General features: G+C 44.1%; 11 protein-coding genes. 9 read left to right on the top strand and 2 right to left on the bottom strand.

The window, feature by feature from the left end; all coding sequences use genetic code 11:
- Positions 1-10: 10 nt before the first annotated feature.
- The 9 genes from gmd to AC6I8C_RS12325 all read left to right on the top strand — a co-directional run bounded on the left by gmd (position 11) and on the right by AC6I8C_RS12325 (position 11,835).
- Positions 11-1,045, top strand: coding sequence for a GDP-mannose 4,6-dehydratase (gmd, locus tag AC6I8C_RS12365; protein WP_497822651.1), 1,035 nt, complete (start codon positions 11-13; stop codon positions 1,043-1,045).
- 1 nt (position 1,046) lies between these two features.
- Positions 1,047-1,949: a GDP-mannose 4,6-dehydratase gene (locus AC6I8C_RS12360; protein WP_497822650.1), complete on the top strand. Its 903-nt coding sequence runs from the start codon at positions 1,047-1,049 to the stop codon at positions 1,947-1,949.
- Positions 1,925-3,088, top strand: a complete 1,164-nt coding sequence (locus AC6I8C_RS12355) for a glycosyltransferase family 4 protein (protein ID WP_497822649.1) — start codon at positions 1,925-1,927, stop codon at positions 3,086-3,088. The genes AC6I8C_RS12360 and AC6I8C_RS12355 overlap by 25 nt, the downstream gene beginning before the upstream one ends.
- Complete coding sequence (locus AC6I8C_RS12350) at positions 3,085-4,200, top strand: glycosyltransferase family 4 protein (protein ID WP_497822648.1); 1,116 nt, start codon at positions 3,085-3,087, stop codon at positions 4,198-4,200. The genes AC6I8C_RS12355 and AC6I8C_RS12350 overlap by 4 nt, the downstream gene beginning before the upstream one ends.
- A 135-nt stretch (positions 4,201-4,335) precedes the next feature.
- Entirely contained in the window at positions 4,336-5,745 is a 1,410-nt protein-coding gene (gene gnd / locus AC6I8C_RS12345; protein ID WP_419138606.1) for an NADP-dependent phosphogluconate dehydrogenase, read from the top strand.
- Between the two features lie 95 nt (positions 5,746-5,840).
- Entirely contained in the window at positions 5,841-8,354 is a 2,514-nt protein-coding gene (locus AC6I8C_RS12340; protein ID WP_497822647.1) for an acyltransferase family protein, read from the top strand.
- 34 nt (positions 8,355-8,388) lie between these two features.
- Complete coding sequence (locus AC6I8C_RS12335; protein WP_497822646.1) at positions 8,389-9,324, top strand: glycosyltransferase family 2 protein; 936 nt, start codon at positions 8,389-8,391, stop codon at positions 9,322-9,324.
- Positions 9,325-9,366: 42 nt separating this feature from the next.
- Positions 9,367-11,376, top strand: coding sequence for a hypothetical protein (locus AC6I8C_RS12330; RefSeq protein WP_497822645.1), 2,010 nt, complete (start codon positions 9,367-9,369; stop codon positions 11,374-11,376).
- A 63-nt stretch (positions 11,377-11,439) separates the two neighbouring features.
- Positions 11,440-11,835 carry a GtrA family protein gene (locus tag AC6I8C_RS12325; RefSeq protein ID WP_497822644.1) on the top strand — a complete coding sequence of 132 codons (396 nt, stop codon included), beginning with the start codon at positions 11,440-11,442 and terminating at the stop codon, positions 11,833-11,835.
- A gap of 32 nt (positions 11,836-11,867) precedes the next feature.
- Here the strand turns inward: AC6I8C_RS12325 and AC6I8C_RS12320 are convergent, their stop codons facing one another.
- Positions 11,868-13,166 carry a succinylglutamate desuccinylase/aspartoacylase family protein gene (locus tag AC6I8C_RS12320; protein WP_497822643.1) on the bottom strand — a complete coding sequence of 433 codons (1,299 nt, stop codon included), beginning with the start codon at positions 13,164-13,166 and terminating at the stop codon, positions 11,868-11,870.
- Between the two features lie 106 nt (positions 13,167-13,272).
- Positions 13,273-14,064: an ABC transporter substrate-binding protein gene (locus AC6I8C_RS12315; protein ID WP_497822642.1), complete on the bottom strand. Its 792-nt coding sequence runs from the start codon at positions 14,062-14,064 to the stop codon at positions 13,273-13,275.
- Positions 14,065-14,074 lie beyond the last annotated feature (10 nt).

Raw genomic sequence — 14,074 nt, 5'->3', positions numbered from 1 at the left:
TTATCTATAAATGAAAAGTGCAGTTATTACAGGCATCACTGGTCAGGATGGCGCATATTTAGCCCAATTGTTACTTGATAAAGGTTATAAAGTCTATGGTACTTATCGCCGTACAAGTTCAGTGAACTTCTGGCGTATCGAAGAATTAGGGATTAAAAGCAATCCTAATCTTTACCTGGTCGAATATGATCTGACTGATCTTTCATCAAGCATTCGTTTACTTCAGGAAAGCAAAGCGACCGAAGTTTACAACCTTGCGGCTCAGAGCTTTGTAGGTGTTTCTTTCGACCAGCCGCTGACCACCGCTGAAATTACCGGTATTGGCCCGGTAAACCTGTTAGAAGCTATTCGCATCGTTAACCCTAAAATTCGTTTCTATCAGGCGTCTACTTCAGAAATGTTTGGTAAAGTTCAGGCTATTCCGCAGAAAGAAGATACACCCTTCTATCCGCGTAGCCCGTATGGCGTTGCAAAATTGTATGCCCACTGGATGACGATTAACTACCGTGAGAGCTACAACATCTTCGCATCAAGCGGCATTCTGTTTAACCACGAATCACCACTGCGTGGACAGGAGTTTGTCACCCGTAAGATCACCGATTCAGTAGCCAAAATTAAGCTCGGTAAGCTGGATGTGCTTGAGTTAGGGAACATGGACGCCAAGCGTGACTGGGGCTTTGCTAAGGAATATGTTGAAGGTATGTGGCGTATGCTGCAGGCTGATGAGCCAGATACATTTGTCCTGGCAACCAACCGCACTGAAACAGTCCGTGACTTCGTTTCAATGGCGTTCAAAGCTGCTGGCATTGAATTGCGCTTCGAAGGCAAAGATGATCAGGAAGTTGCCATCGATGTCGCCACTAACAAAGTGGTGGTTAAGGTCAATCCTAAGTTCTATCGTCCTGCTGAAGTAGAATTACTGATTGGTAATCCACAGCGCGCGAAAGACATTTTGGGCTGGGAACCAAAAACCACACTCGAAGAATTGTGCGCGATGATGGTAGAAGAAGATCTGCGCCGCAATAAACAAGGGTTCTCCTTCTGATATGACTAATGGCAAAAAAGCATTGATCACTGGGATCAAGGGCTTTACCGGCCAATATATGGCAGCGGATTTATCCGCTGCCGGATATGAAGTTTATGGTTTCGGTTCAACTCCCGCCCAGAATTCCTCACGCTATTTTCAGGTTGATCTTACGAATGCAGCACAGGTAAAAAATGCTGTAGACAATATTCAGCCTGACGTCGTTGTTCATCTTGCAGCCATCGCTTTTGTTGGTCATGCTGACCCAAATGCGTTCTATAGTGTTAACCTTTGCGGTACGCGTAATCTGTTACAGGCGCTTAGCGAATCAGCAAAAAGGCCTGATGCAGTTTTGATCGCCAGCAGTGCTAATGTTTACGGTAATAACACGCTGGGAAAATTAGCAGAGTCGGTTCCAGCCAGACCTGCAAATGACTATGCGGTAAGCAAGCTGGCCATGGAGTACATGACCAGTCTGTTTTATGAAAAGTTGCCGATTATTATTACCCGGCCATTCAATTACACCGGTGCCGGTCAGGCAGAAAATTTCCTGATCCCGAAAATCGTCAAACATTTTCGTGAGAGAAAAGATGTCATTGAGCTGGGCAACGTAGATGTTTGGCGTGATTTTTCTGACGTGCGTGACGTCGTTAAAAGCTATTTAGCGTTACTTCATTCCCGCTCATCTGGTCAGACTGTCAATGTCGCTTCAGGTAAAATGCATTCATTGAGGGAAGTCGTCGATCTCTGCCAATCCCTGACAGGCCATGATATTAAGATTGAAGTTAATCCTGATTTTGTACGGCCTAATGAAATTAAAGAACTTTGTGGCGATATCACTTTGCTCAATAGCTTAGTCGATGAGACCTCGTCTAAAATTCCTCTTAGAGATACCCTGAAATGGATGCTGGAAGCAAAGCAATAAACGTCGTTTACTCTACGGACTGTATTAAATATCCTTTAACCGGTATTGGCCGTTATGCGTTTGAGCTTGCTAAACAGCTTCAGGAAAGAAAAAACGTCTCACTGACGTTTCTTCATGGCACGAAGACTCGCGACTCACTTGCAGTCGCGAGTGAGTCTGCTCAATCGGTTCAATCTCTGAAACGTAAGTTACAAAGAAGCAAAACAGTAAGTGAAATATATCGCCTGACTTTTCCGGTAATGAAAATGATAGCGCTGAGGGATTTTAAGAATCATATATTTCATAGTCCTAACTACTATCTACCGCCTCGCGTGAAACATTGTGTTGCTACCTTTCACGACCTGTCAGTATTCCATTGGCCTCAATTTCATCCGGCTGGCCGTGTTCATCTGATGCAAAAAGAGTTAAGGAGTACTGTTTCGCGTGCGTCGATGTTGATTACTGACTCTTATTACACAAAGAATGAGTTAATGGATTTCTTTGGTATTGAAGATAATAAAATTGCCGTAGCACCTCTGGCCTGCAATGAACATTTTCATCCCCGTGATGAAGCAGAAACACAACAGGTTCTTGAAAAATATAATCTTAAGTGGCGACGTTTCTTTCTTTATACCGGCACTATTGAACCAAGAAAGAATATACTGACGCTACTTCAAGCGTATGATCGTCTGCCCGCTCAGGAAAAATCGGCCTTCCCGTTAGTCATTAGTGGTTATAAGGGTTGGGAAAATGAGCAACTCTTTAAGCTCTTTGACAAGGGCGAGAGAGAAGGGTGGCTAAAATATTTAGGTTTTGTGCCCGGTAAAGATCTGCCGTTTTTATTCAGTGCTGCAACGAGCTTTGTTTTCCCATCAATCTATGAAGGTTTCGGCCTGCCGGTTCTTGAAGCGATGGCATCAGGAACACCCGTGATCTGCTCAAATGCAACATCACTTCCGGAAGTCGCTGGAGATGCAGCATTAATGCATGAACCTCAGGACGTTCATGCTTTGACAAATTACATCCAGATGATGATTGAAAACGCTGATGAAAAGCGCCGAATGATTGATACGGGGTTAGCGCGTGCCCGCGAATTTTCATGGTCACTGTGTGCGGATAAAACCATTGAAGCTTATGAGCAGGTCGCAAAATATATATGATTAAAGTTCTACACTGTTACAAAACCTACTACCCTGATACTTTTGGCGGCATCGAGCAGGTTATTTATCAGCTCGCAGAAGGTGGTTTTAAATCAGGTATCGAATCTGTTGTTTTTACTCATAGTCCCCAGTTTGAAAACAAAAAAAACAGCCTGAATAATCATCAGATTCATCGGGTCAAAACGCAGTGTGAGTTTGCCTCAACGCCATTCTCTTATTCAGCCATAAAAGAATTCAGGGAATTGGCCCAGAATGCGGATATTATCCATTATCACTTCCCGTATCCCTTCATGGACTTTATGCATTTTGCCGCTGGCATCAACAAGCCATCCGTAGTTAGTTATCATTCTGATATCGTTAAGCAGAAGGTGCTGTTAAAGCTCTATACACCATTAATGAATCGCTTTCTTTCAAGTGTCGATCGCATCGTTGCCGCATCGCCAAACTATGTTGAAAGCAGCCCGGTATTACAACAGTTCAAAGATAAAGTTGAAGTTATCCCTTACGGTCTTGATAAACAGTTTTATCAAAACAACGATCCTGCCGTTCTGCAAAAATGGCAGGCAAGATTTCCGGATGGCTTCTTCCTGTTCATTGGAACGTTTCGTTATTACAAAGGCCTGCATATTTTAATCGAGGCGGCAAAAAACAGCCGTTACCCCATCGTCGTGGTGGGTGCAGGTCCTATTGAGGCTGAGCTGAAAGCGCAGGCACAGCAACTGGGCGTGGACAATATCCATTTCCTGGGTGCGCTGGAAGACAGTGAAAAATCTGCCTTGCTGCAGTTATGTACCTGTCTCGTCTTTCCTTCTCATTTACGTTCCGAAGCTTTCGGCATCTCATTGCTGGAGGGCGCGCTCTATTCAAAACCGCTCATCTCCAGCGAGATTGGGACCGGAACAACCTTTATCAATATTGATCGTGTCACCGGCTTAGTCGTCCCTCCATCCGATCCTGTGGCATTAAGAAAGGCAATGGATGAAATATGGCAGAACCCCGAGCTGGCTACGACCTATGGTGCTGCGGCGCTGGCACGTTTTGAAGCCCTTTTCACAGCAGATAGAATGATTCTAAGCTATACCAAACTTTATAAATCCTTGCTAAGTGTGTGATTTATTTTCAGATAATTTCATCTGCGCGACCGCACCATTCATTACCTTTAATCCGCTATCCTGAGTTAACATACTGATCACTTACAAACTGGTGTTACGGGTAACACCATGCGAGACCACAGACAGGAGTATGTAATGTCCAAGCAACAGATCGGCGTTGTAGGTATGGCAGTGATGGGCCGCAACCTGGCTCTTAACATTGAGAGCCGCGGTTACACTGTTTCAATCTTCAACCGTTCACGCGAAAAGACTGATGAAGTCATCGCCGAGAACCAGGGCAAGAAACTTGCTCCTTTTTACACCGTTGAAGAGTTTGTTGAATCGCTGGAAAAACCTCGTCGTATCCTGCTGATGGTTCAGGCGGGTGAAGCGACTGACAAGACTATCGCCTCACTGACTCCACATCTGGATAAAGGCGACATTCTGATCGATGGCGGTAACACCTTCTACAAAGACACCATCCGTCGTAACAAAGAACTGTCAGACCAGGGCTTCAACTTCATCGGTACCGGTGTTTCCGGTGGTGAAGAGGGCGCACTGAAAGGCCCATCTATCATGCCCGGCGGCCAGAAAGAAGCTTATGAACTGGTTGCACCGATTCTGGATAAGATCGCGGCACGTGCTGAAGATGGCGAAGCCTGTGTGGCCTACATCGGTCCGGACGGCGCGGGTCACTATGTGAAGATGGTTCACAACGGCATCGAGTACGGCGACATGCAGCTGATCGCAGAAGCTTATGCGCTGCTGAAAGGCGCGCTGGGCCTGAACAACGAAGAGCTGGCTGAAACCTTCACCGAGTGGAACAACGGCGAGCTGAGCAGCTACCTGATCGACATCACCAAAGATATCTTCACCAAGAAAGACGAAGAAGGTAAATATCTGGTTGATGTGATTCTGGATGAAGCAGCGAACAAAGGCACCGGTAAATGGACCAGCCAGAGCTCACTGGATCTTGGCGAACCGCTGTCACTGATCACCGAGTCTGTCTTCGCTCGTTACCTGTCCTCACTGAAAACGCAGCGTGTTGCGGCCTCTAAAGTACTGAGCGGCCCACAGGCGAAGGCTTTCACCGGTGATAAAGCAGAGTTCATCGAGAAAGTTCGTCGCGCTCTGTACCTGGGTAAAATCGTCTCTTATGCGCAGGGCTTCTCACAGCTGCGTGCTGCGTCAGAAGAGAATAACTGGGATCTGCACTACGGTGAAATCGCTAAGATCTTCCGTGCTGGCTGCATCATCCGTGCCCAGTTCCTGCAGAAGATCACTGATGCTTATGCAGCAGATGCAGGTATCGCTAACCTGTTGCTGGCTCCGTACTTCAAAGATATCGCGGATCAGTATCAGCAGGCGCTGCGTGATGTGGTTTCTTACGCAATTCAGAACGGTATCCCGACGCCTACCTTCTCTGCTGCAATTGCTTACTACGACAGCTACCGTTCAGAAGTACTGCCTGCTAACCTGATTCAGGCGCAGCGTGACTACTTCGGTGCGCATACTTACAAGCGTATCGACAAAGACGGTGTGTTTCACACTGAGTGGTTAGATTAATTAACCACAGCAGTAAAAACCCGGCTTTGCCGGGTTTTCTTTTATCATAAAAATATTTCAAAAATATAAAAATACTTTTCAAATGGTGTTGGCGAATGAAAAACAAGGTAGCAGAAAAACATATTACTTACCATCCATTTATTGATGGATTACGAGCCCTGGCAGTATTATCTGTAGTTCTTTTTCATCTTAATTCGAAAATACTACCTGGCGGTTTTGTAGGTGTAGATGTTTTTTTTATTATTTCAGGATTTATTGTCAGTGCTTCAGTTGCAGCCTTTCAGGGAGCGACAATATTGCAGTTTTTTGCAATATTTTATAGTCGAAGAATAAAGCGTATATTTCCTGCATTAATATTTATGCTTCTGGTTGTTTTTTTTACATCTACAGCATTAATTCCTGGATCGTGGTTAAGTTGGGTTAATCAGTCAACGGGTTTCTATGCTTTTTTTGGTTTCAGTAATTTCATCCTCGCTTCTACAGGTAGAGATTATTTTGCACCGACCACCGATTTCAATCCGTTTACGCATACCTGGTCACTGGGTGTTGAAGAGCAATTTTATCTTGTTTTTCCTTTTCTTTATATCTTCTGGTTGTCATCAGGTAAGAGATATCTATCCTCCCTGATTTACCTAATTCTGTGTATAGCCTCTTTAGTACTCTCCTTTAAATTATCAGCAACACAGCCAACTCAGGCATACTATTTTACACCTGGCCGCTTTTGGGAGTTAGCGTCGGGTGTTTTATTATATCAGTTTATGACAACATTCAGGCAGCAGCTGATTTCACGCGAATGGATAATCTGGCTTAAAAGAGTGGTTGGTGTTCTTTCCTTAGCAGGTCTGCTTGCATCATTTGTTATAACAGATACCAATCGTTTCCCAATGCCTGGTGCATTACTGGCAACAATCAGCACGCTTGGGCTATTTTTTAGCCTTTACTTTGGTGTTGCGCTATCTGGAATTAATAAATTATTAAGTAATAATTATCTGACATTCGTTGGCAAGATATCATTTTCACTTTATTTATGGCACTGGCCCATCTTCGTATTGTTTCGCTGGACCTGCGGACTAGAAACTGCATCTCAACAATTGCTTGCGTTATTGATAACAGCATTGTTTTCGCTTTTTTCTTACTTTTTTATTGAAAAACCTATTCGCTCGTCCCGATTTATCGCTAAGAGAAACAATTGGGTGGTTTTATCGGCAGGGATTTTGATTATTAGTGCATCATATGTCGTGGCTTTAAAAATTGACTCACATGTTGGCAAAATTTCTCAAAGTGTATTAACTAAATCTCCACAGGATTGGTATCCAGAAGGGAGCGGGTTTGTTGAAGGCTATCCGGGGTGTCAAGCTGAACCTGAACATGTTGATGTAAATGGTGGGTTATTACTCATCTACAAATCGCAGGGCTGTCTCAATCCCGTCTCACCAGACTCTCATCAGCTTTTCGTTATTGGCGATTCACATGCACTGGCATATGCAGGATTGTTCAAGAGTTTTGCGATAAAAACGAAGACGACAATTTATGCCTATAACAACGGTGGCTGCCCGTTCTTAAGTTTTACACCGGAAAGAGATCTGGATGTACCTCAATGTCGGCAGTATTCAGATTCATCGCTTCAGGATATACTGAAGAGAATAAAACCAGGTGACGTTCTATTCCTGGCTTCATTAAGACTTCCAAGATTTGTAGATCAGTGGGCCTATTTTGGCGATAAGCAGCATGCTGAAATACTCTTTAGTGAACATGCTGAACAAGGGCGTAAGCGTACCATAGACTACGCTAAGATCGCTTTGAAACCATTTGTGGATAAGGGTGTAAAGATAGTCTTCGAAGCACCAAAGCCACTGTTTAAGATCCCTGTCTATCGATGCGCTGATTGGTTTAATAAGACAAACCCTATCTGCAAGGGAGGCGATTCTATTTCACGTGAAACTATTGAACATAATCGTGCTCCGATATTAGCCAGTTATTCTGAGTTACAAAAAAGTATTCCATTGAATATATGGGATCCTTTACCAACATTGTGTGATAAATCTACCTGTAGCGCTTACAAAAATGGAAAGCCGTTATTTTTTGATGGAGATCATTTAAGCGGATATGGTAATAAAGTTTTGTTGCCTTCTTTTATGGAATTTATCAATTCACTTGAAAATGGTAAGCGTCAGAAGATCAATTTTTCTGATAAGAAAATAAATATCGATTTTACTCAGTCGAGCTATCCATCATTTATATCGGAGGTTGAGGGGCTTTCACAGCATGAAGCGTGGGGTCGCTGGTCTGATAAAAATGAAGCTGAAGAAGTGTTAATAAGATTTAAAAACGACTTACCAAAGCACTTGACTCTTACCATCAAAGCCCATGCTTTTGGACCGAATGTAAATAATATTATCAAGATAAAATATGCCGGTCTGACACATAATATTAAATTGGATCAGAATGAGTCTGTTCAATCTATCGAATTTAACTCGGATGAGACTTCAAATGAAATTGTTATTGTTCCGCCTGTGCCGACGACACCAAAATCTCTTAACCTTGGAGAAGATGTGCGGATGCTAGGTATTGGCATAGTTAGCCTTGAAATTAGTAAGTTAAAATACTGAAAATTGAAAATTTATTAGATATGGATTGCTAAAAATGATTGAACAAAAAGATTATGATATTGCAGTTATTGTACCCTGTTACAATGAAGGTGTTTCAATTTGTCAAGTAATAAATGATTTTAGGACACATCTGCCATCCGCATCCATTTATGTTTTTGATAACAATTCAAGTGATGATACAGCTGAAAGAGCGATTGAAGCAGGTGCAAAAGTTTTTACTGTTAAAGAACCTGGTAAAGGAAACGTTGTCAGGCGCATGTTTGCTGATATTATCGCTGACATTTATATTATGGTAGATGGCGATGCAACCTATGATGCAGCAAGCGCTCCAAAAATGATCGAAAAGTTGATTTCTGAGCGTCTTGATATGGTAGTTGGTGTTAGGAAACATGAAGATAAAGAAGCTTATCGTCTGGGCCATACGTTTGGTAATAAGATGTTAACTGGCTGTGTAAAAAGTATATTTGGTGGTAAGTTTTCCGACATGTTATCGGGATATCGCGTTTTTTCACGTCGTTACGTTAAATCATTTCCGGCAATGGCAAAAGGCTTCGAAACAGAAACAGAACTTACTGTACATGCCTTGGAACTAAGAATGCCATATGGAGAAATCGACACGCCTTATGGCGCCAGAATGGAAGGATCAGAGAGTAAACTGAACACGTACAGAGATGGAATTCGTATTGCTAAAATGATTCTAAGACTATACGCGACCGAGCGACCACTAATGTTTTATGGAATTTTGGCGCTAATCTTCAGTGTTACAGGAATTGTTTTAGCTTTTCCTCTGACCATCTATTATTTTGAAACGGGACTTGTTCCACGCTTACCAACTGCGGTGCTATCGACAGGATTAATTCTTTTAGCAGCGATTTCATTTGTAACCGGATTGATTTTAGAGAGTGTTACTGTAGGAAGGCGTGAACTTAAGCGACTTTCTTATCTTTCTGTTCCTGTAAAACGTATTTAATTTAATATGATGAAATTAACTTCAAATAGCATTGTCAGAATTATGTTATTTATTCTGGCGTTTATCGTAACTTTAAGTGTTGTTTTCCATACTCAACTGTCAACGGGATTTGATTTCGTTGTAGGCAGTCGATTCGATGGTATGATTGAAACCAGTATTTTGCATCACTGGTACAACGTTTTAACGGGTCATGCAAAATGGGACCAGGTAGCTTATTTTTATCCTTATAAGGATACTCTTGGTTATAATGATGGGTATTTTATCTTTGGATTAATTTACTCTATATATAAGCTGCTGGGTTTCGATGTTTTTCTTGCTTCTGAATTTGTAAATTTATCTATTAAATGCATCGGGTTTTTATCTTTCTTTTATCTGACGCGTCATGTGTTGAAATTGGGCTTTTATACATCCCTTTCTGGCTCAATAGTTTTTACCCTGAGTAACTCCCTGACTGTACAAATGCATCATGCTCAATTGCTGAGCCTGGCCTTTGCACCGTTGTTAACTGCCTTGCTCCTGAAATATTTTTCAGCCCTTAGCAAAGGCGATAGGAAAGGTTCTGTTGTTACCGGGATTTGCGCAGCAATTTTCCTGTCAGCCTGGCTGATAACAACCTTCTATATGGCTTGGTTCTACCTTCTTTTTGCACTTATTTTCATTTTGTTATTTATGTCGTCCGTTATCTTTAGTAAAGATGCAAGGCGTACACTTTTCGGAAAGTTTGATCTCTACTCTATTTTTATACCCTCTGCCTTTTTTATTGGCTCTTTAATTCCTTTTCTGATTGTTTACTTGCCAAAAGCTAAAGAGACGGGTGGGCAAAATCTGGATTCAGTTACCTATTATGCTCCTAAACTTGGTAACCTTCTTGATCCAGGAACAACAAACTTTCTTTTTGGTAAGATTGCCGATACTCTGTTCACCATGCATTTCTCTTCTGTTCAACGAGTAGGTGAACTTAATGTTGGATTCCCACCCTTTATCCTGATTATCTTCATTTTTTCCCTATGTTATTTATTATTTTTAAAAAATAAAGATATCTCGACGAAATTAGTTGTTAGTTTAACTATGGCATTATTTATATCCTTTGCCGTAATGATTAAACAGGGTGATTTTTTCCTGTGGGAGTATATCTGGAAATTTGTTCCCGGCGCTAAAGGCATGAGGGTTACTTCGCGCTATGCATTATTCCTTATCTTTCCACTGGCGCTTTTAGCTACCTTATTTATCTCAGGCAGAATAGTCAGGATATCAAAACCCTTAGCATTCTTGTTTGGCGCACTACTTATTACTGAGCAAATAAATGTTTCGCATAGCGCTAACTTCGATAGAAAAAGCAATCTGACATTCTTAAATAGTTTGCCAGCGCCACCCGTAGAATGTAAATCATTCTATGTTTTAGGTCAGCGAAAAGGCGAGTTTGATGCAGATAGCGATAAGATTGACATTGACCTTTACCCCCATAATGTCGATGCTATGTTTATTGCTGAAATTTTTCACCTGCGAACTATTAACGGTTATTCCACTTTTAATCCCAAGGATTGGGATTTTGCAAAAAATCCATTAAATACTTATCTTCCCAGAGTTCTCAGGTATGCGGATGCTCACAATATCCGACAAGGTTTGTGCGAGTTTGATCTAAATAGACTCGAATGGTCATATTTTACCGGCCCTCTGTTGCCTGGCGTATCAGCGAAGATAAAAGGGGGGCTATCCTTAAAGCTCAAATCGTATTCACCACCAACTGACACTACCTCTGGCCAGACACTCCTGGTAACCATTGTTAATCAGAGTGATTCGGACTTAGGGCAAAAGACCTATTATCCATTGAATGTCGGCGTGCAGCTATTAGGGCCGGGCAATAAAATTATTAATCAGGACTTTTTACGCGTTACCATGCCCCATGTAGCCGCTCATGGCGGACAGGCTGATTTATCGATTACACTGCCTGCTAAGATCAATCATGGAGAGAGTATACAAATCATTCCGGTTGAAGAAGGAATTACCTGGTTGGACAGTCAGGGCATTAAACCTTTACGTGTATCCTTTTAATTAATATGACCAACCACCATTAAGATGGTTGGTCATAACTTAATCATTATTTTTAGAGTATTTATGAAAAAACTTATATTTTTTTGCTTTGTAGGTGTTGCTGGATTTATAGTTGACGCACTTGTACTTTATTTATTTAAAGATTACCTGGGTTTATATATTGCAAGGTTAATCTCATTCATGGCTGCAGTCGTTGCCACATGGATTTTGAATCGACAACTTACTTTTCGAGAGATGACGTCGGCATCAAGTAAGAAAAAAGAGTTCGCTAATTATTTCTTTTTTATGCTTTTCGGAGGAGCGGTAAATTACATTGCCTATAGTATTTCCGTGTATAATTTTTCCTGGATTGCACAATATCCTATTGTTGCTGTGGCTATAGGAAGTCTATGTGGTCTGGCGGTCAATTTCACAACATCATCACTTTTCGTATTTAAAAATAAACGCGATGAAATCTGATGGTGAACTGACCCGCCAGTAGATGATGTTAACTACACCACCAGCAAATCTCCGCTCCGAATCTCTCGCTCTCCTGCCAGCCGCACAACCAGCATGCCTGCCGTCGCAAACCTCACCCAGTGCCTTGCATAGAGAATACCGCCATACTCCGCCACCAATGGGGTGATGTGGTCCGTAAGCGGATCAATAATCTCAGCAACTACTTCTCCCGGGCGAATCTGCGCACCGAGCGGTTTACGGTGCAGAATCAGCCCTGACACCGGTGAATGAATGTATTCACAGCCTGATAGCGGCGTAGCAGGATTTTTCAGGGAAGGGGAGGCCGTCGCCATTCCCTCGCTGTGACGTTCTTTAATCACACCGGCTTCTCCCGGTGCTTCAGCCACGTCAGGCACGGTTAAGCCAATCGGCCCGTCATTGATCGCCACAACATCATCACCGCCCGCGTTGGCAGGAACCAGTTCATCACCACCGATAACGGGTGCGGCCACTTCCACAGAAATTGACGGTTCGCTGTAGCCGATGTAACCGCCTTCCTGCAGCGCCGAAATAATCGCATTTGCATCTTTCTCCGCCTGTTCAGGCGACACATCACGCATGCCACGCAACTCCAGCGTCACCGGCAATAAGCCACGAGGCATCGGGTAATCTTTGCCGAACCGCTCTGCCAGCGTCAGCCAGGGTTCGCAACAGGCTTCATCAAACGGCTCACCGCCAGAGATCTGGGCCAGCAACTGCACTTCACTGCCTAACCAGCGTGCCAGCGGTTCAATATCCGGCCAGGCATGCGGCGTGGTGTAGAGATGTGGTACAGCTTCCCAGTCACAGTGCAGGTCAATCATCAGATCGGCCTGACTGGCCATCCGCATCAGCGTATAGCGCTGCGCATCCAGCTCGGTTTTCGGCACGGTATCGCGATAATGACGATCAATCGCATCGCGGATAAGGTTCCTGTTCTGTGATTCACTTTGGGTCAGACTCTCAGCCAGCCCTGCAGCCAGAGTATTGCCCAGTGACGGAAAACGGCGATTGAAGTCCTGACCGGAGAGGGTATGAAAGCGGCCCAGATGGGTGCCGTGCCAGTGCTGTCCCAGTGCCAGCGGATTAGCTACCGGAACCAGGGTAAATGCAGCTTTAAGCTGTCCGGCGGACTCCAGCGCCTGCAGCCGCTGCTTTAAATACCAGGCAACCGCCATACCGGGCAGTTCGTCGCCATGCAGCGCAGCCTGGATATAAACCTGACGTTCATTGTCTTCAGCAAAGTGAAAACTGATGATTTCACGCTGGGTGCCTAAAGAGGCGCTTAACAGTGGATGATGTTGTTGATGCATACCGTGTTAATGTCCTTTAATCGGCAAAGGACGACAGCGCGCCGTCCCGAAAAAGTTAGAGTATAGTGCCGGATCGCGGTGAGGACGAAAAAGGGCGACCGCGAGGTTACTGCTGGATAGAGATATCCGTGGCGAAGTAGCGCTTCTGAATCTGATCGAAGGTGCCATTCTTTTTAATTTCGGCAAAGGCGTTATCCAGCGCCGTTTTCAGTTCGGTATCGCCTTTGCGCAGGCCAATTGCCGTGCCGGGGCCGATAATCGGATCCTGAATAATCGGGCCAGCCAGTTCAAAATCTTTGCCCTGCGGATGCTTCAGGAAGCCAATCGCTGCCTGTGCCGCGTCGGTAAAGACGGCATCCAGTCGGCCTGAAACCAGATCGCTTTCAACCTGTGCCTGGTCGCCATAGGGCACCACGGTCACACCGTAGGGCTGCCATTTCGCCAGCGCATAACGCTCCTGAACCGTTCCCTGTTCCACGCCAACCGTTTTACCTTTCAGAGACTCGACGGTGGGCAGGATGCCGGCGCCTTTACGGGCAATCAACTGGGTGTGGGTGTCATACAGCGGCACGGTAAAGTCGATCTGCTTCAGGCGCTCTTCGGTAATACCCATGTCAGACAGAATGGCATCAAACTTACGTGCTTTCAGCGCCGGGATCATGCCGTCAAACTGGCTTTCAACCCAGACACATTTCGCCTGCATCTGCGTGCAGAGCGCATTGCCCAGATCGATATCAAAGCCGACCAGCTTGCCCTGTGGCGTTTTTGATTCAAACGGCGGATAGGTCGGATCGACTGCAAAACGCACCTGTTCGATTTTCGCCTGAGCGCTAAACGCGCAGCCTGCCATAACCGCCACAGCCAGCGTCTGAAGCAGGCGTTGAGTGAAAATGTTCATGATTTTGCTC

The sequence above is a fragment of the Pantoea sp. X-Soil-YNGN-844 genome (assembly GCF_059730595.1).
This window is presented reverse-complemented; position numbering and strand designations above follow the sequence as displayed.